Source organism: Crossiella sp. S99.2 (assembly GCF_023094165.1).
Classification (GTDB): domain Bacteria; phylum Actinomycetota; class Actinomycetes; order Mycobacteriales; family Pseudonocardiaceae; genus Crossiella.
Window position 1 is genome coordinate 514,642 of the sequence record NZ_JALMDK010000006.1, and the last position, 16,639, is coordinate 531,280.

Here is a 16,639-nt window from a genome sequence, read left to right on the forward strand (position 1 = left end):
CCCACGATCGTCTTCTCGGTGGACTCGGCACCGCTTGGCGCGTGTTTTCGACCGCATGACGCAATTCGGGGACAGCGGGCTCCTGGCTGGTCAGGCGGCGGGGACGGCCTCCCGTTCGGGGTCGGTCAGCTCGGCGAGGACGTCTTCGAGGGGGCCGTCCAGCGGGAGGCCGAGAGCGATCCGGCCGGCGACCGCGGCGTTGCGGACGGCCTCGCTGGGACCGCGGGCCGGGGTGGCGGCGGGGGTGTGTGGGTGGGCCGGGGCCGGGCGCGGGGTGGGCAGGGCGGTCAGGACCGCGGGGGCGGTCGGGGAGTCGGCGGGCGCGGAGTAGGCGGGCGTGGGGTCGGCGGGCGTGGAGCGGGCGGGAGTGGAGTAGGCCGGGGCGGGGTCGGCGGGCGGGTCGGTGGGCGGGTCGGTGGGAGCGGGGTCGGCGGGGGCGAAGTCGGTGGCGGTGAAGTCGGCGGGGGCCGCGTGGCCGGGCTGGTCGTACAGGGGTGAGCGGAGCACGTCGGCGGTGCAGTGGCGGAGGTTGGGGCCGATGGCCTCGGCGCGCACCTCGGTGGCGGTGCGGCGGGTGCCGTCGCTGGCGTCGTACTCCCGGGTGCTCATCGAGCCGTGCACCAGGACCTGGTCGCCGCGGCGCAGGCTGGCGGTGACGCCGTAGGCCACGTGGTCCCAGCAGTTCACCCACAGCGACACCGAATCGCCGTTGGTCCACTCCTGGCGTTCCTTGTCGTAGCGGCGGGAGCGGCTGAGCAGGCGGAAGCCGGCCACGCGGGCGTTGGCGGGGGTGTGCCGGACGCGGATCTCGCTGGCGATGCGGCCGATGACGGTGATGGGGGTCTCGAACATGTGGGGCTCCCTGGGGGTGGGGGTGTGGGGGGTGTTGGGGTCGAGTCTTGTGGGGGATGGGGGGTGGGGAAAGGCGGGACGGTGGGGGCTGTGGACAGGTGGTGGGTTGTGGAGCAGTGGCGATCTTGGGGGTGGTGCGGGGCGGGGAATGTCGGTGGGGAGTGGTAACGAGTTGACTGAGTGAGGACTCACTCATAATGTGGGGGCATGGTGGTTGACGAGACGGGGGCCCTACGGCGGCGGCGGGCGCCCGCGATGAGTCCGGAGCAGCGGCGGACGGAGATCATCCGGAGCACGTTGCCGCTGCTGGCCACGCATGGGCTCAACGTCACCACCAGCCAGATCGCCAAGGCGGCCGGCATCGCCGAGGGCACCGTGTTCCGGGCCTTCGCGGACAAGACCGAGCTGATCAACGCCTGTGTGGAGGCCGCGCTGCGGGTGGACGAGCTGGTCGATCAGCTCACCGCGATCCCGCAGGCGGGGCCGCTGACCGACCGGCTCGCCGCGGCCGTCGGGACCATGGACGCCTACTTCTTCCGGATGGGCTCGGTGCTCAGTGCGCTGGCCACCACCGGTTACCGGCTCGACGAGGCCAAACACCGCGCGCAGACCAAGCAGACCGAGGATCTGGCGCACCTGCGGCCGGTGCTCACCGCGGTGGCCGAGCTGCTCGGCGCGGACGGCGCCCGGCTGCGGGTGCCGACCGACCAGGCAGTCCGGTTCCTGTTCGGCCTGGTCGTCTCCAGCGGCCTGGGCCGGACGCCTCAGCAGCTCGATCAGGCCGAGATCGACGACATCGTCGGTTTCTTCCTGCACGGCGCGCTCACCCACTGATCACACACCTCTTGGGGGAGGAACTTCACCGATGACCGAACTGATGATCAGGGCCTCGGAGGTCAGTAAGACCTTCGGCAAGGTCACCGCGCTCGACCGGGTCAGCGTCGAGGTGCCGCAGGGCACCGTGCTCGGCCTGCTCGGGCACAACGGGGCGGGCAAGACGACGCTGGTGAACATCCTCAGCACGATGTTCCCGCCCAGCTCCGGCACGGCCAGCGTGGCCGGGTACGACGTGGTCGCCCAGCCCACCGAGGTACGCCGCCGGATCGGCTTGACCGGGCAGTTCGCCTCGGTCGACGAGGACCTGACCGGCACCGAGAACCTGGTGCTCATCGCCAGGCTGCTCGGCGCCGGCCGGCGCGCGGCCCGGCAGCGGGCGGCGGAGCTGATGGAGACCTTCGACCTGGCCGACGCGGCCGGGCGGGCGGTCAAGACCTACTCCGGCGGCATGCGGCGCCGGCTGGACCTGGCCTCCAGCCTGGTCGGGCAGCCGCGGATGGTGTTCCTGGACGAGCCCACCACCGGCCTGGACCCCTCCAGCCGGGTCGGCATGTGGGAGGTGGTCGAGGGCCTGGTCGCCGGCGGCACCACCATCCTGCTGACCACCCAGTACCTGGACGAGGCCGACCGGCTGGCCGACTCGATCACCGTGCTGAGCAAGGGCCGGGTGGTCGCCCAGGGCACCGCGGCCCAGCTCAAGGCGGAGGTCGGACAGCGCACCGTGGCGGTGTCGCTGGAACCGGGCACCGACCCGTGGCACGCGGTGGAAGCGATCCGCCGCGGCGGCAAGCTGCCCACCTTCGACCCGGAGCGCAACTCGATCAGCGTGCCGGTGCTGGCCTCCAAGGAGCTGGTCACCGTGGTGCGCGCGCTGGATGAGGCCGGCATCGAACCCGCCGGGCTCGCCCTGACCGAACCCACCCTGGACGACGTCTACCTGGCCCTGACCCACAGCTCCCCGAGCGCGGCCTGAGAGGACATGTGATGACCGCGACCATCGCCAGGCCGGAGCTGCCAGGGGTGTCCACCCCGTGGCAGGGCAGCGGCCTGTTGACCCAGATCTGGGTGCTGACCGGGCGTTCACTGCGCCCGGTGCTGCGCGACCCCAGGACGCTGGTGTTCAGCCTGATGCAGCCACTGCTGATGCTGGTGCTGTTCAGTCAGGTGTTCCGGGTGATCGCCGAGGGGCCGATGTTCCCCAAGGGCGTGGCCTACATCGACTACCTGCTGCCCGCGATCATGGTCACCACCGCGACCATGGTCGGCGTGCAGGCCGGGGTCGGGCTGACCAGCGATATGAAGAACGGCGTGCTGGCCAGGTTCCGCTCGATGCCGGTGAGCCCGGTGGCGGTGCTGATCGCGCGCAGCGTCGCCGACCTGACCCGCGGGCTGATCGAGCTGGTGGTCATGCTCATCGCGGCCGCCCTGCTCTTCGGCTTCGCCCCGGCCGGCGGGCTGCCGGGCGTGATCGGCGCGCTGCTGCTGGCGCTGGCGGTCGGCTGGAGCCTGGGCTGGCTGTTCCTGGCCGCGGCCGCCTGGCTGCGGGAGAGCACCACCGCGCAGATGGTGGGCATGATGGCGCTGTTCCCGCTGCAGTTCGCCTCCAGCGCGTTCGTGCCGATCCAGAGCCTGCCGGGCTGGTTGCAGGTGGTGGCCGAGGTGAACCCGATCTCCTACGCCATCAACGCCGCCCGCGATCTGGCGCTGAACAACCCGGTCGGCTCCGGCGTGACCTCGGCGCTGGTGGCCAGCGCGGGTATCGCGGTGGTCGGCGCGGTGCTGGCCGAACGCGGGTTCCGCCGCCCCTGAGCCGGTAGGTGGCCGGGGGTCAGCCGTCGCGCTTGCCCCCGGCCATCCGCTTGAGCATCTCGTTGTACGCGGTCAGGTCGGCGTCCCCGTCGGACTCGGCGTGCCGGTCGGCCCGTTTGGCGTCCCGCGCGTCCGCCTTGGCCCACTGGGCGAGCAGCGCGATCACCACCACCAACAGCGGCAACTCACCGGAGGCCCAGGTCAGGCCGCCGCCGAGGCGCTGGTCGGAGAGCAGGTCGGTGGCCCAGGGCAGCGCGAGCTGGTTGTAGAAGGACGCGCCGATCACCGTCGAGCCGCTCATCAGCGCGATACCGAAGAAGGCGTGGAAGGGCATCGAGGCGAACACCAGGCCGAGCCTGCCCAGCGGCGGCAGCCTGCGCGGCGCCGGGTCGATGCCGATGACCGGCCAGTAGAAGACGTACCCGGCGAGCAGGAAGTGCGCGTTCATCGCCAGGTGCGCCCAGTGCAGCGGCAGCGCGGCGTCGAACAGGCCGGAGAAGTAGAGGCCGTAGAAGGAGCCGACGAACAGCGCGAGCGCGACCAGCGGGTGCGTCAGCAACCGGCTGACCGGCGAGTGCACCATGGCCAGGATCCACTCTCGCGGTCCGGTCGGGGCGTCCTTGCCCGCGGTGGGCAGCGCGCGCAGGGCCAGCGTGACCGGGCCGCCGAGCACCAGCAGCACCGGGGCGAGCATGGACAGCAGCATGTGGCTGCCCATGTGCACGCTGAACATCGCGGGCGAGTAGCGGCCGATGCCGGAGCTGGTGGCGATCAGGATGGTCAGGCAGCCCGCCACCCAGGCGATGGTGCGGCCGACCGGCCAGGCGTCCCCACGCTTGCGCAGCCTGCGCACCCCGGCCAGGTAGACCAGCGCGGCGGCGATCGAGAGTGAGCCGAAGAGCAGGTCGAACCGCCAGTCCAGCAGCAGGGCCAGGAAGGTCGGCGGGCCGTCCAGGTTGTAGCCGATGAGCAGTTCGGTGGTGCTGGGCTGGGCGCTGATCTCCCCCGGCGGCGGGGTGCCGCCCAGGGCGACCGCGATGCCGATGGTGGCCAGCATGAGCAGCATCTCGATGCCGCCAAGGCGCATCAGCACCGAGCGGGACTCGTCCGCGCCCAGTGCCCGGACCCCGCGCTGCCGCTGGAGATAGCCGACCACGCCGAGCACGCCCAGCGCGCCGATCTTGGCCAGCACCAACGTGCCGTAGGGCGTGCTGAACACCTCGGCGGGCGTGAGCCGGACCAGCGCGTTGATCACGCCGGAGACGGCCAGGGTGATCCAGCAGATCAGCGCGAGCTTGGAGAAGCGGCGGTAGGCGAGCTGGAGGTGGCCGCCGCCGCGGTAGGCGTGCGCGACCAGGGCGACCAGGCCGCCGACCCAGAACGCGGTGGCGAGCAGGTGGAAGATCAGTGAGTTGGTGCCGACGTCGTGCGAGCCACCGGAGGCCGAGTGCCCGGTGACCGCCACCGGCATCAGGCACAGCAGCGAGAAGGCGAACGCGGCGAAGGTCCAGCCCCAGGACAGCACGATCCGGCAGGCGATGGCCAGCAACCCGGCCAGCAACGCGGTGGCCACCCAGGCCTTGGCCTGCTCCAGCGCGTCGATGTAGACGATCAGCTGGGTCGGGTTGAGCACCTGCGAGACCGGCTTGCCCAGCGCGTTGGCCACGAACAGCGGCACCATGGCCGAGGCGGCCAGGAACCAGCCCAGCGCCGCCCAGCCCGCGGCCCGCACCGCGGCGTACCCGTCGGCGGCCAGCAGCCCGGTGCGCTGGGCCGGGGTGAGGAAGACCGCGAACAGCAGCGAGCCGACCGCGATCGCCGCGCACACCTCGGCGATGGCCCGGACCAGCGACTGCCCGAACCGGGTCACATCGCCCGGATCGGGCAGGCCGTACTCGGCGTACACCCGGCCGGGTGATAGCGCGGTGAGCGCGACCGCCACGCTCAGGGCCAGCAGGATCCCGACGATCACCAGCACCGCCATGCCGCCGGTGGGACGTCGAACGGGGGTGGGGTCGACCTCGTCGGTGCGCTCGGGTGCCACAGGACGAGCGTAGGCAACGAAGAACCTGGAAGGGGGCGCGACCCCGGTCCAGGTTCCGGCTACGATTTCGACCCGGCGGCTCACCTCCGCCACTGCCCTCATAGCTCAGCTGGATAGAGCGAGAGACTTCTAATCTCTAGGTCGCAGGTTCGAGTCCTGCTGGGGGCACGCTCAGCATCTACAACATCGGGCGCGCTAGATGCAGTACGACCCTCGCAGAGGTCACCACCACCATCTGCACACCCCCGGCAGGCCGTTTGACCTGCCGTTTCTTGTTGTTCGGCTGCCAGGGTGGCCAGCGCGGCTAGCTCTGCTGCGTGCAGGCTCAACGTGATGTGCACCTGGTCGCTGTCCTGGTCCAATGCCACGGCCAGCTTGGTGACCTCGAACAGCGTGCGCAGGTGTGCAGGTGCCCACTGGGCCAGGGTGAGCACCATCACCGGCAACTCATCCAGTAGAGCGATCTCGTCCAGGCTGGGCAGCGGGTGCGGGTCGTTGCCATCCTCGGTGTCGAGTTGGGCGATCACAGCCAAGGTGGTGTTCTTCCGGCTGTCCAGCTCGTTGTAGTCGGTGCGCAGCGCCTGAGTGAACGGGTCGTTGGGGTCTCCGGCGCGCGCCTGGGTCATGATCGCGGCCTGTTGGCGTGCGATGTCGGCCAGGACGCGTTGGAGTCGTTCCCGCTCAACACTGCGCCTTTCGGCTTGCGTGGTGTCGGCGGTAGCTAGTTCAGCGGCCAACACCGTGTGCCGATCTGGGCCGAAAACGCTGTCGTTGAACACGGTGTTGACCGCATCCAGCACGGCGTCTTCACGCAGATACACCGCTTTGGGGTGACCTTCATACTTGTCGGGTCGCCCTCGGTTATTCGCCCGTGGCCAACACTGGTAGTAGGTGCTTTTACGGCGCTTGTTACCGAACATGCGGCGACCGCATCCACAAAACAGCAAGCCCCGCAACACATACGTGCGCAACGTAGCCGGGTGGGAGTTGAGATCATTACCTGATCGTGAACCGCGCCGGGCGAGCCTGTCACTGTTGATCTCGTCGTACATCCATTTAGGAATTAACGGTTCATGCGTGGGCTGGGTTGACCATACCCACTTCATCGGATCGTTGACCTGACCACTACCGGAACTAGTGCGCCGCCGATTAAAGACCATATAGCCGGTATATTTGGGGTTGCGCAGGATATCTCCCACCGTGCTTTTACCCCATACTCCCCGCGCTCTTTTCGCACCGCCAGGGGGCATGGGTGGCGGATACCGCACAGGGTCAGCGTTCAACCGGTCAGCGATATCGCTATATCCCAAGCCTTCATGGTAGCGCCAATGCGCAATCTGGGTAACCACGGGTCCACGTACTTCATGGGCGGCAAGTTGGGTTTTCTTCTTGCCCTTGTCAGCCTTGTCTTTATTCGGGTGCGGCAGAATTTTTCCTTCGTACCCATACGGGGGCATGCCTATGTTGTAGCCTTCGCGGACGTGTTCACAGAGTCCACCCCATGATAGTTCTAGGGTGTTGAGAACCTCGTATTCGGCAATGACGCGGTTCACGCCACGCTGCAACACCTTTTGCGACCGGCGACCGTCCAACATGATCGGTTCGTTAGCAGCAAACAGCGGAACTTCACACTCGTCAAGTTCCCGCTCAATGGAGAGCCCTTCAAACTGGCGACGGGCTACCCGCGCGATTGATTCGCACATCACCACGTCGAACCGTCGATCCGGGCGGCTCGCTTCAGCCAGAAGGTCAGCAATGCCGCCTTCACGCGGGATCGGAATATCGTAGCGTTCGTAATCGGTACCCTGTCCGCGCTCTGCTAGATCTTTGCGCCCTGACTCGACATCATAGAAATAGGCGACCACGGTCCAGGCTTCCGGCAACGGCTGTTTAGAGTTTCGTACTTGTCTCATGATGGACTGGCGCGGATCTTGGTTATCGTCTGTGGACGTACGCGCCAGGATCGCCACCCGAACATTGCCTGTCAGCAAAGCAACAGGCATGCCCAGGGGTGATACAGCGTGATCGGACAGCCCGGAGGGACCAAACACCGTTGCCGGTGATGATCCGGTACGAGCGAACGCAGGCGGGACACGCCCGTCCGCAGAGTGATTGACTGTCACGACCGTTCTCCTTTCTGCTCAGATTGTTTCTTGTGTTCGGCAATCAGGATCAGTGCTTGCCGTAGCCACATCGCGAGTTCTTGACGAATGCGTTCCCCTTCCGCGCCACCGATGTAGGTGATCGTGACGCGGAACTTCAATGGACCGCGTGCCCGCGCGGTTTCATGGTACGCCTGCCGCGCCCTTTTCTCTACGCATTTCTCAATGTCAGTTGTGCTTGCTATGTCATGGTTTTCTCCTTGTTGTGTCTGTTGTGGACGGTCATTCACCTACATGATCGACTCCTTTCTGTTGGTAGTAGTGAGCTTCGTTGCGGTCGCGTTGCGTTGGTCCGTTCGGGTGTGCCGGCCTATGCCGTTTCCAGCAGAGGCAGAGGTAGTGCGGAACCTGGTGTTGTTGCTGGTTTCGAACGGTTTTTGGGTTTTAAGGGGTGTGCCGCGGTTCTGCCTCTCAGCCCCTGCAGTGCAGGTCAAACGATGTTCTCGCTGCTGCGCGTAGGGTCTGGGTGGCTCTGCACGGCAGAGGTACGTCTAGGGCGGCTCGGATGTGCTGTCGCGCTGGTATTTTTCCCATTTTTCGGTGATATCGGCCAGGTAGTAGCCGTTGAGGTTGGTGCCGTTGATGCGGACTTGCCCAGCCGAAATTTTGAGTGGACGAAGAACTGTGGCAAGTGTGCGCCCGGTCCAGCCCTGATAGCGCTGATCCCGTGCGACTAAGCCAGGAAGAATGTCCTTGGTCCACATTTCTTCGCGGATACCGAACACACCGAGTACGTCAACGACGGCTTGTTCATCGACTGCCGTAGGTGGCGTGCTGCCGCCGCGCTGCGCCCGATTTTTTCGAGCTTCGGCGATGGTGTCGGCATCGAGTCGAGGCAACCCAGCAGTAGCGCGCTGTGCACCATTGCGGTGGGCTCGATCGCGCGGCAGTAGCCGGATTTTGGAGATCATGGGTTCGCGTGCCTTGGCGGCGTAGATGTAGCACTTTCCGGCATCTTCGGAGGCTTCACCAGATTCGGGGTTGAGTCGATCCGGTCGCCACCCCTCGCCCACACGATTAGTGCCGAGTACCAAACGAATATCTTGATTGCGGCACGGCAACATGATCTTGGTGGGCAGCGTGTCCGCGATCGCCCTCCCCAACGTGTCGGAGGTAGCTTCAGAGGCGGCGAACACCACACCGATCCGAGCCTTGCGCCCGGCTCGCAGCAGCCGCACGCAGAGTTCCTTGGCCTCATCACTCAAGGCGGGGTATTCGTCGATGAACAGCACCACCGCAGGCCGCTCTGGACTGACCTGCCACGAGTCGCCCATACCGAGCTGGCCAAACAGGCGTGGTCTGGCTTCGGCGTAGTCCAACGCATCGGCAAGAGCACGCTCGATGCCCTCACGAGTGCGTGCCCTTCTGGCGATGGCACCGCCGAGCACGTCCAGGCCGTCACCGGAGGGGGCCAAGTCCCAGGCTTGCGCATCTCGGCAGGCCGAGACCACATCAGCCAGCGTCCGCAACGTGACCGACTTGCCCGCACCGGGTACGCCGATCACGACCACGTGCGCGCCGAACAGGCACAGCCCAAGATCGGTGCCGTCCATCCGTTGGGCGATCACATGGGAGTCCACAATGGACAGCGACCCCGGCTCGTACTGTGGTGCCTCCGGCATCTGTGCGAATGGATCACGCAGCGCCAGGCGAAGCACAACCCGTGCCCGCCGGTCGCTGGCTGGTGTGGCCAACAGGCCACCTGCTGGTAGATCCAGAGTGGTTTCCAGCGCGGCAAGTTTGTCGATCAACGCATCGGGGGTGCCCCGTTGCAAGATCACCGGCACTTGCCAACCCCACGGCTGACGCACAGCTTCCTCAGTGCCACGCAGCTCGATGCCTTCGGTCTGCACAGCCCGCGTTACACAGTCGGCTGCTTCCTTGCGGGTGTGGGCGTCGGCGATCGGGAAAGGCTGGCCCATCGCCCGGTCGGTCTCGGCTTGTTCCTGCTCGCCTCGGCGGCGCAGCACTGCGCCGATGACCGCGAACGGCACGGCCACGAGGATTGCTCCGATCAGGTAGGCCAGCCAGCCATAGAACTGGGCAGCGGTCAGCACCGCGGCCATGATCATGAACGCCATGGCGACGGCTGTTGCGGTGCGTCGCCACGCTGCTCTACGCCACTGCGCCCGGAGGCGCTTCTCGCGCTTGGCTTCGCCTTCTTTTACCGCATTGGCAACGACTTTGGCGAAATCGGTGTAGGCCACCAGGTACGGCGCCAGCCTGGCCCACGACCACACCAGGCCGCGCTTGGTATCGCCCAGCGTGCGCCACCCTGTCCGCAGCAGCGCAAACAAGCTGCACTTGATCAGGCCACCTGTTGCCCACAGCGCCCGATGCCGCAGCCAGCTCAGAACATCAAGAACCGTTGGTGCACAACACTTTCCTACGAACTTCGCCCATCGAGTCAGAACGACGACGAGGGGCACAGCCGCGAACCAGCGCAAGCACCGCTGAACAATCGCGGCCACAGTGCACACCAGGTGCACCAGATGCCACACAACACGCGCCACATGATCGCGGATGCTGGATACCTTGGCGCGCAGGGCAGCCAGCACGCGAACGCCAATCAGGGCACATCGCACCCATCGCCGGTTCCTTGCTCGGACTCAGCGAGTGCTCGGTCAAGCCGGGCATGCAGGGTGTCCATCCAGTACGACATGGACGTATCCCACACGGTCGAGGCTTCCCGGCAGATTTCCTTATACAGCCAGGTGTTCAGCGCTGGGTCAGCGACGAATTCCGGCAGGTCTTCGGCGAACTCGCCCAGGCGAACCAGGCGTGCTTGGAGGTCTTCCCATTTTTCGCTCATTCATCACAACCCCCTTCATGGGGGTCATGGAGTACATGTGTTTTATCCATGCACTCCATGCAATCAGGGAGCCTAGGCATCTACCAGAGGCCAACTCAGCGAATTAACTGCATGTGCTGCATGAAGCGCATAGACTGACCATATGCGCCGCGAACCCACCGACCACCGCCCCGACTACATGATCATCGCCGACGACCTTCGCGCTAAGATCACCAGCGGAGAGCTGGCCGTGGGTGATGAGATCCCCTCGCACGCAGCCTTGCGCAACACGTGGGAATCGACGTTGCCCACAGCACAAAAAGCCGTGGACGTCCTCAAGGCCGAAGGCTACGTGGCAGCGATCCGGGGCAGGGGAACTTACGTGATCCGCAACGACCCACCAGCCACCCCGGCGAACGAGTTCGCCCAGATGTTGACCTTGGTGCACCAGCGGTTGGACAGTCTGGAAGAGACCGTGCGCAAGCTGGCCGAGCTCAACGCCGCTACGCGCCGAGCGAGTCCACCACGGCGGACAGGTCGAGCCTGATCTGTTCCAAGCGCTCCACCGCCAGCTGCGCCGAGTACCGCAGATGCGCATCCCTAACAGCCCCGTCGGCGGGCTGCTGGTAACTCTCTGATGAATCCTCACTGCTGGTGTTCATGCGAGCACCTTTCTACGACCCCGAGCATCCCCTCATTCAGGCGACACGCTATGCCGCCACAGATTTAGGTGAATCAACAACTGACGGGGTTCCGGGCTGTGGTACAGCACACAGTGACAGGCTGACTACCGTCAGCACGTGATGTAGAGGTAGCTCAACGCCAGGTAGCGGGGCGTCCCTTGTGGACACAAGCCATTGTGCTTACAATCAACAACTTCTTTTTCAGTAGAACCAGAAAAATGGCAACAAACAGCCCAACTCTCAAGACTATCTCTTGCCTCCAAACGAAACCATAAAGACAGTCTTCACAGCGACCAGGAAAAAATGAAGCAGTGGAACCTCATCAACACCAGGCCCCACCACGACGCTTCAAAATGCCTAGTCTAGAACGTAGATCACATTGTCTGGATTAGTAAGCCATAGGCTGTGTTGACCATCAGGTGCGATGGTCAGGCCGTAGTGGTCGTGGGAAGGTTTCCCAGCTTCCAGCCAACTTTGGTAGAGAGTTTGGATGGTGGGCCAGAGTTTCCGGGCTCCACCCTGGCTAACGGTTGTCATGTCACCGTGGTGATCCAGGGTAATCCAGGACCCGCTATCGATGTCGGTAGCACCCCAGCGTTCTGGGTTACCTAGATCGTCGAGCCGGGTGTACCAACTCAAGCCAGGAATTACGAGCTTAAGCAGGAACTCAAAGTCGGCTGTAGTGATCAAGCTCGGATTGTCACCCTGACTCACTGTTTCTGGTTCTTGGTTGACAATTCTGATCAGCTCCCCAAAGGGCAGTCCAGCACGCCCATCAGCGGGACGTGCCTCAATGAACGCCGCGACTTCTGGATGAAATTGACCGCTGGCAACACGCTCCGTCGTCATGGACAGAGCAATGATGCCGAACCCTAGGTTGACTACGATTACACCATTATCGGCAGTCTGTTCTAGCCATGATTGCGGGACTTTTCGAGTGGAACAGGTTGCGATGATCCGATCATAGGGAGCGTTTGCCGGGAATCCTTGCAGCCCATCGCCGACGATAATTTCTGGCCGGAAATCAAGACTGACAAGAGCGGTCTTTGCCGCCCTGCTGACAGCAGAGTCGATTTCGACACTAGTAACATTCTGGGCACCAAGAGCATAGCTCAGAAGCGCCGTATTGTATCCGGTACCTGTTCCGATCTCAAGGACTCTCATACCTGATCTAGCCTGCAATACCTCAAGCATGACCGCCATCACGAACGGCTGAGTCGACGAACTGCAGGCAATTCCGCTCTCGTCATGACTTGTTACCAAGGCGTCGTCGCTGTACACCGCAGCCAACCACTCCTCCGGTTGCCTCCGGTCTATGGTGACAAGATTTTCGGCAGCATCAAGAAGGGTGAATTTAGGCACGAATACGTGCCGCGGAACATCGAGGAACGCCTGGCACCACAGTCGATCTTGCAGAGTTCCTTTTTGCCGAAGCAAGGCAACAAGCTTACGGCGATCTTGAATATAGTCATTCGTTGTTGTCACAGCTCTGAATTTCCTTGTGAGAGGAGTCTGGCTAGCGCTTGACTGATCGGCAAAGCTGTTTCTTCTTCGATCCACCCCCACTGACCGTTGGGGTTAACATCAATCAGAAAGTGATCACCAGAGGGCGTAACAATCATGTCTATTGCAGCGAACTGCAACCCGAGGCGTTTTACGAGTTTTAGCGTACGCGTTTTCACTTCGTCGGGCAAAATCCATGAGGTGTACTTGAGATTTGCATAGTCGCGCCTCCAGTCGATCTTTGCTGCAGAAGAGAGCGCATCTATGCGGGCGACAAATACACGTTCTCCCACAACGGTGACACGTAGTTCGTACTCCTTTTCGAGCCTCTCCTGAAACTTGTGGGCAGTTAGCTCGATGCTCTCATCGAGTTCATCAACAATTACTGGGCTAGTGAACAGCAAACTTGGGGCACTCGTAAACGGGGTTCCGCAGAGGGTCTTATAGACAACACTTCCCGTGCGACTGAAGAATGTTCTGGCAGCTTCTTTTATGTTGGTGACTATTGTCTTCGGAACCATGAGCCCTACGTCCGTGGCTACCTGAAGGTGATACGGCTTATATGAAGCAGCCGCGTTACACGTGGGGTGATTCACATAGAGCGCCGGGAGGCTAGATAGCACTCCTCCGAAACCAAATCTTGCCTCGCTTGCACACCACGATCGTTCTACGCCGGCAAGAGTGGAATCGACCCGAAACATAGTTGGACGCCGGTAATACACTGAACGGATATCTTCTAAGTCCACGCTTCGGTAGGAATCTGCCAGCTTACCGATCCACCGTCCGGAAATTAGCCTAGCCTCGAACTTCAGGCATTGTGGAAAGTCGGCAACATCAGTTCGAAATAGTGGAACTTGGAGATCATGCAGTCGGCTGACTACCATGTCCGCTGTCGTGTCCAGCGGAGAAGTAAGAATCAAGACAGTCATAGATCAGTGTCCGGGAGGATAAAAGTCTCGGTGTCGCTGTCAGGCCAGGACTGGTGATCCCGCGTTGTAGTCTGATTGGTTGACTTAGTGACCGTTTGTTGCGTCCCCGTCTCGTATGTCCCGGACGTGATCGGCAAAACGCCGGCGTTCGTCATCTGAGCAATTGGGTCGTACCGAAGTCCGGTCAGATCCACGATTTCGTGCGCTTCAGTCGGCACCATGCGCCGCAAACCAAAAGACCGTGCCGTCCCCGCGTCCCACTCACGCGCCTCACCACGTCCAGTGGAGAACAACGTCGACGCCGGGCTGATCGGGTCTACAGAAGATAGGTTCTTCATACCGCATTCTCCTCAATGACTATTGCGTAACGGACACAGTTAAGACAGCCCAGGATCCGAAGTCAGGCGGCAAAAAACAATCAGGCACGAGCAGCTGATCACCGTGAACGTAAAGCACGTGACTGCATGTTCAGCTGGCGCTGAAGGATCGCCTGCCGCCGCGAACGGTGCGACAGCGCTGCCTCGGCCAGCGCCCAGCCCAGGACCGCGCCAAGAGTGAGTAGGAAGCTGCACCCGAGCACGACCACTAAGACCATGCCCTCCACCTCCTCAGTCCTAGCCGCTGGACAGCGAGTGTGGCGGCGTCTCAGCGCTACACGCCAGCTTTTTGGCAATCTTTGGCCCCTGGCCTTGACCAGCGCCAACGCCCGGCGGCAAGGTCTAGTCGAGCATCGGATCTCACGGAGGGGATGCAAGTGATGGCAGAACGTGACATTGACTTTGTTGGCGGAGACAAAATGTCGCCAGAACTGACCTGTCCGGCTGTGTACGTCGAAGCTGCTACCGGCGACATTAGCCTCATTGGGCGGCGCGTCACCGATCCAGGCACACTGGCCAAACTCACCGAGCATGTCCCAATTCATGATGATGAGACGGCGATCTGGCTCCCAGCGAACCTGAAGCCGTCCCTGCTGGAAGCCCTCAACGGCGAGTACGAAAAAGGCCGCCGCGGGCATGGCGACCCGTCGTTTGAAGAACTGCTGGAACCTACAATGAGGTCAGCAGTTCACCTGGAAGCGCGCGACACCTACGACCCGACCCACCCGGCATTCCAAAAGTGGCTAGTTGACGGCGACACGTCATACAACTGGGACAACTGGAAGAAACTGATCGGTTCGGCAGTCAGTCGTGGTGTGCGCTTTCGGCGGCTGCGGATCGTATCCGAGCCGGTGAGCGACTATATCCGCTGGGAACACGCGATCAGCTACGGAAACGTTGCAGCTGGCGAAGATCTGCGCTGGCTCCCGCGTCATCTCGCCTATGACTTGCCGGTGCCCATCGCCGACTACTGGATGCTGGATCAGCGCCTCATCCGCTACCACTACACCAGCGGAGCCGGAGCCGAGATGAACAAGTTCGAGTACGTGACCGATCCTCGAAAGATTATTCCTGTAGTGGGCATGTTCGAGATGGCCTGGGAACGAGCTATTCCACACGCCGATTACACCCCGTCTTGATTGCGCCTACTATGTTCGAGCATAGCGATCGCCCGTCCTATCAGCGCAACGGACGACTGACCGAAAACCGCCAACTCTGATAGCTGCCTCCACTTGGCCTGATACATTTCGACCTCGGCTGGCTGCGTCACCGAAAGGTAGCCTGAAACCAACTCAACGGTGATCAAGTGGGTATCAGTGATGCTGAACGTCTCGGTAGGGTGAATGCCCTGCCGAGACGCATTCGCGGGGATAATACCCACCGAAACCGTAGGTTGCTTGCGAAGTTTTAGCAGATAATGAAGCTGATCAATATGCAATTCAGGCCACCAGGGGCGCAGCCATAGCACCCACTCCTCAAGTATGAACACCCAGCGAGCATCCGGTCGTTTTAGTGCCTTCTGGCGGTTCATGCGCTCTGCAACAGCTGCTTCCAGGTCGGCTTCCAAGTCAGTGACATCAGTAACGCCTTGTTCCACTTGGGCACCTCGCAAGGCTTCACGTGTGTACGCCTCTGTCTGCAGCAGGCTGTGAAGAACCCTAGACTGGTAGATGCGCGACAAAGTAAGATTTTCGTATCTATCTCGAATAGACTTTTGTGCAGCCCTGAGTCCACCTTGGTTTAGTTGCGGATAGGTGACCCACATGCGCGCTACCGCGCGCTGCTCGTTCAAAAGCTCAGCCTCGCGCTGCTCACCTGCGCCGCATATTCTGCACCACAAGCGCACATGATCCACAGAAGCAGGACGTTGAGCCTTTTCAATCTTCGTAACGTTCGTCGAGTCGCCCCATCCGGCCCGCCGCGCAAATTCTACCCCTGAAATCCTAGCCTGGACGCGTAGCTCTCGGAGTTGGTCAGCCAATCGCTGCCGCGCCGCTTGAGCTGACGAGGAAGATGAAGAAGGCATGAATTCCAGACCTTGTTGCCGTTCTGCTTGATCTATCAACGCTACCAGACTTTCAGTCACACAGTAGCGCCGCTTCGCATCGAAAGCCACTGCGACACAAAGACAATCCAGTGAGTTATTCATCTACAGCGACCAGTCCATTTTCGCCTGCCACGGCACTGAGGCCACGGCTGGTGCTGCGATGCACGTGCAGTTGACCAGGACCCCGTGGCAGTCAGAGGAAAGCCAGCGGGCGCAGCGGCTACGGCGGTCGCGTTGCCGCTCATACTCGCGTTGGCTGTAATCCGGCTGTGCGCTCATCGGGTGACGATCAGGCTCGGCCAATCCAACACTGCAGCCACGACGTCGGAGACGGTGCCTTCGGTGGCCTGGGTCCGGCGCCCGCCAACGACACGGAATGCCACAGCGTCATCGTGGGCGCGCACGAGCAGAGATTCCTCAACACCACCAAGGGTTTTCGTGTACAGCAGCTCGCTGGGGTCGCTGGGATCACCGATGGGGACTCCGAGCCAGCCAGCCAAGGCCAAGCGCTGCAGGGCGGCAAGGTGCGGGTCCATAGCGTGGCTCCCGACGTCACGAGGTGGGCGCGCTCACCGAGTGCAGGAACTCAGGATTCGGTCAGCGCG

Annotated in this window: 15 protein-coding genes, 1 tRNA gene and 1 pseudogene; 6 read left to right on the forward strand and 11 right to left on the reverse strand. The window is 62.9% G+C overall.

Going from position 1 to position 16,639, the window contains the following annotated elements:
* Positions 1-90: 90 nt before the first annotated feature.
* Positions 91-852, reverse strand: coding sequence for a single-stranded DNA-binding protein (locus MZC64_RS48010; protein ID WP_282105814.1), 762 nt, complete (start codon positions 850-852; stop codon positions 91-93).
* A 207-nt stretch (positions 853-1,059) separates the two neighbouring features.
* Here MZC64_RS48010 and MZC64_RS25530 point away from each other — a divergent pair, with 207 nt between their 5' ends.
* The 3 genes from MZC64_RS25530 to MZC64_RS25540 are packed head-to-tail and all read left to right on the forward strand — an operon-like array spanning position 1,060 to position 3,498.
* A complete protein-coding gene (locus MZC64_RS25530) occupies positions 1,060-1,686 on the forward strand; it encodes a TetR/AcrR family transcriptional regulator (protein WP_247759156.1) in 627 nt (208 codons plus the stop codon).
* 31 nt (positions 1,687-1,717) lie between these two features.
* Positions 1,718-2,662 (forward strand): ATP-binding cassette domain-containing protein, encoded by a 945-nt coding sequence (locus MZC64_RS25535; RefSeq protein ID WP_247759155.1) that lies wholly within the window; start codon positions 1,718-1,720, stop codon positions 2,660-2,662.
* A gap of 11 nt (positions 2,663-2,673) precedes the next feature.
* Positions 2,674-3,498, forward strand: a complete 825-nt coding sequence (locus tag MZC64_RS25540) for an ABC transporter permease (protein ID WP_247759154.1) — start codon at positions 2,674-2,676, stop codon at positions 3,496-3,498.
* Between the two features lie 19 nt (positions 3,499-3,517).
* On the opposite strand, the gene MZC64_RS25545 is transcribed toward MZC64_RS25540, so the two are convergent.
* Positions 3,518-5,482, reverse strand: a complete 1,965-nt coding sequence (locus MZC64_RS25545; RefSeq protein ID WP_247759898.1) for a bifunctional copper resistance protein CopD/cytochrome c oxidase assembly protein — start codon at positions 5,480-5,482, stop codon at positions 3,518-3,520.
* 154 nt (positions 5,483-5,636) lie between these two features.
* Between MZC64_RS25545 and MZC64_RS25550 the strand changes: the two genes are divergently transcribed.
* A tRNA-Arg gene (locus tag MZC64_RS25550) sits at positions 5,637-5,710 on the forward strand.
* Between the two features lie 626 nt (positions 5,711-6,336).
* Here MZC64_RS25550 and MZC64_RS48805 read toward each other — a convergent pair.
* From MZC64_RS48805 to MZC64_RS25570, 4 genes and pseudogenes are all read right to left on the reverse strand, one after another.
* Positions 6,337-7,545 (reverse strand): annotated as a pseudogene (locus MZC64_RS48805) (recombinase family protein); the annotation flags it as partial.
* Positions 7,546-7,661: 116 nt separating this feature from the next.
* Positions 7,662-7,934 carry a hypothetical protein gene (locus MZC64_RS25560; RefSeq protein WP_247759153.1) on the reverse strand — a complete coding sequence of 91 codons (273 nt, stop codon included), beginning with the start codon at positions 7,932-7,934 and terminating at the stop codon, positions 7,662-7,664.
* A gap of 261 nt (positions 7,935-8,195) precedes the next feature.
* Positions 8,196-10,262, reverse strand: a complete 2,067-nt coding sequence (locus MZC64_RS25565; protein ID WP_247759152.1) for a hypothetical protein — start codon at positions 10,260-10,262, stop codon at positions 8,196-8,198.
* An 11-nt stretch (positions 10,263-10,273) separates the two neighbouring features.
* The gene (locus MZC64_RS25570; RefSeq protein ID WP_247759151.1) at positions 10,274-10,516 is read right to left on the reverse strand and encodes a hypothetical protein; all 243 of its coding nucleotides are present in this window, start codon (positions 10,514-10,516) and stop codon (positions 10,274-10,276) included.
* 142 nt (positions 10,517-10,658) lie between these two features.
* Here MZC64_RS25570 and MZC64_RS25575 point away from each other — a divergent pair, with 142 nt between their 5' ends.
* A complete protein-coding gene (locus tag MZC64_RS25575; protein ID WP_247759150.1) occupies positions 10,659-11,042 on the forward strand; it encodes a winged helix-turn-helix domain-containing protein in 384 nt (127 codons plus the stop codon).
* 493 nt (positions 11,043-11,535) lie between these two features.
* Here MZC64_RS25575 and MZC64_RS25580 read toward each other — a convergent pair whose 3' ends face one another.
* The 3 genes from MZC64_RS25580 to tgmA are packed head-to-tail and all read right to left on the reverse strand — an operon-like array spanning position 11,536 to position 13,948.
* Positions 11,536-12,663: a methyltransferase domain-containing protein gene (locus tag MZC64_RS25580; protein WP_247759149.1), complete on the reverse strand. Its 1,128-nt coding sequence runs from the start codon at positions 12,661-12,663 to the stop codon at positions 11,536-11,538.
* Positions 12,660-13,610, reverse strand: a complete 951-nt coding sequence (tgmB, locus tag MZC64_RS25585; protein ID WP_282105815.1) for an ATP-grasp ribosomal peptide maturase — start codon at positions 13,608-13,610, stop codon at positions 12,660-12,662. The genes MZC64_RS25580 and tgmB overlap by 4 nt, the downstream gene beginning before the upstream one ends.
* Positions 13,607-13,948 carry a putative ATP-grasp-modified RiPP gene (tgmA, locus tag MZC64_RS49170; RefSeq protein WP_374205792.1) on the reverse strand — a complete coding sequence of 114 codons (342 nt, stop codon included), beginning with the start codon at positions 13,946-13,948 and terminating at the stop codon, positions 13,607-13,609. The genes tgmB and tgmA overlap by 4 nt, the downstream gene beginning before the upstream one ends.
* A 419-nt stretch (positions 13,949-14,367) precedes the next feature.
* On the opposite strand from tgmA, the gene MZC64_RS25590 reads away from it, so the two are divergent.
* Positions 14,368-15,126 carry a DUF6879 family protein gene (locus MZC64_RS25590; protein ID WP_247759148.1) on the forward strand — a complete coding sequence of 253 codons (759 nt, stop codon included), beginning with the start codon at positions 14,368-14,370 and terminating at the stop codon, positions 15,124-15,126.
* On the opposite strand, the gene MZC64_RS25595 is transcribed toward MZC64_RS25590, so the two are convergent.
* Positions 15,111-16,136, reverse strand: coding sequence for a Scr1 family TA system antitoxin-like transcriptional regulator (locus MZC64_RS25595; RefSeq protein WP_247759147.1), 1,026 nt, complete (start codon positions 16,134-16,136; stop codon positions 15,111-15,113). The genes MZC64_RS25590 and MZC64_RS25595 overlap by 16 nt on opposite strands.
* A gap of 173 nt (positions 16,137-16,309) precedes the next feature.
* On the reverse strand, positions 16,310-16,570 hold the full coding sequence (locus tag MZC64_RS25600) for a hypothetical protein (RefSeq protein ID WP_247759146.1): 261 nt from the start codon (positions 16,568-16,570) through the stop codon (positions 16,310-16,312).
* Between the last annotated feature and the right edge of the window lie 69 nt (positions 16,571-16,639).

Bases quoted from the DNA above. Each gene is read 5' to 3' on its own strand.
- MZC64_RS25575 (WP_247759150.1), top strand. From the start codon at position 10,659: ATGCGCCGCGAACCCACCGACCACCGCCCCGACTACATGATCATCGCC.
- MZC64_RS25595 (WP_247759147.1), bottom strand. From the start codon at position 16,136: ATGAATAACTCACTGGATTGTCTTTGTGTCGCAGTGGCTTTCGATGCG.
- MZC64_RS25540 (WP_247759154.1), top strand. From the start codon at position 2,674: ATGACCGCGACCATCGCCAGGCCGGAGCTGCCAGGGGTGTCCACCCCG.
- tgmB (WP_282105815.1), bottom strand. From the start codon at position 13,610: ATGACTGTCTTGATTCTTACTTCTCCGCTGGACACGACAGCGGACATG.
- MZC64_RS25600 (WP_247759146.1), bottom strand. From the start codon at position 16,570: ATGGACCCGCACCTTGCCGCCCTGCAGCGCTTGGCCTTGGCTGGCTGG.
- MZC64_RS25590 (WP_247759148.1), top strand. From the start codon at position 14,368: ATGGCAGAACGTGACATTGACTTTGTTGGCGGAGACAAAATGTCGCCA.
- MZC64_RS25535 (WP_247759155.1), top strand. From the start codon at position 1,718: ATGACCGAACTGATGATCAGGGCCTCGGAGGTCAGTAAGACCTTCGGC.
- tgmA (WP_374205792.1), bottom strand. From the start codon at position 13,948: ATGAAGAACCTATCTTCTGTAGACCCGATCAGCCCGGCGTCGACGTTG.
- MZC64_RS25530 (WP_247759156.1), top strand. From the start codon at position 1,060: ATGGTGGTTGACGAGACGGGGGCCCTACGGCGGCGGCGGGCGCCCGCG.
- MZC64_RS48010 (WP_282105814.1), bottom strand. From the start codon at position 852: ATGTTCGAGACCCCCATCACCGTCATCGGCCGCATCGCCAGCGAGATC.
- MZC64_RS25545 (WP_247759898.1), bottom strand. From the start codon at position 5,482: ATGGCGGTGCTGGTGATCGTCGGGATCCTGCTGGCCCTGAGCGTGGCG.
- MZC64_RS25570 (WP_247759151.1), bottom strand. From the start codon at position 10,516: ATGAGCGAAAAATGGGAAGACCTCCAAGCACGCCTGGTTCGCCTGGGC.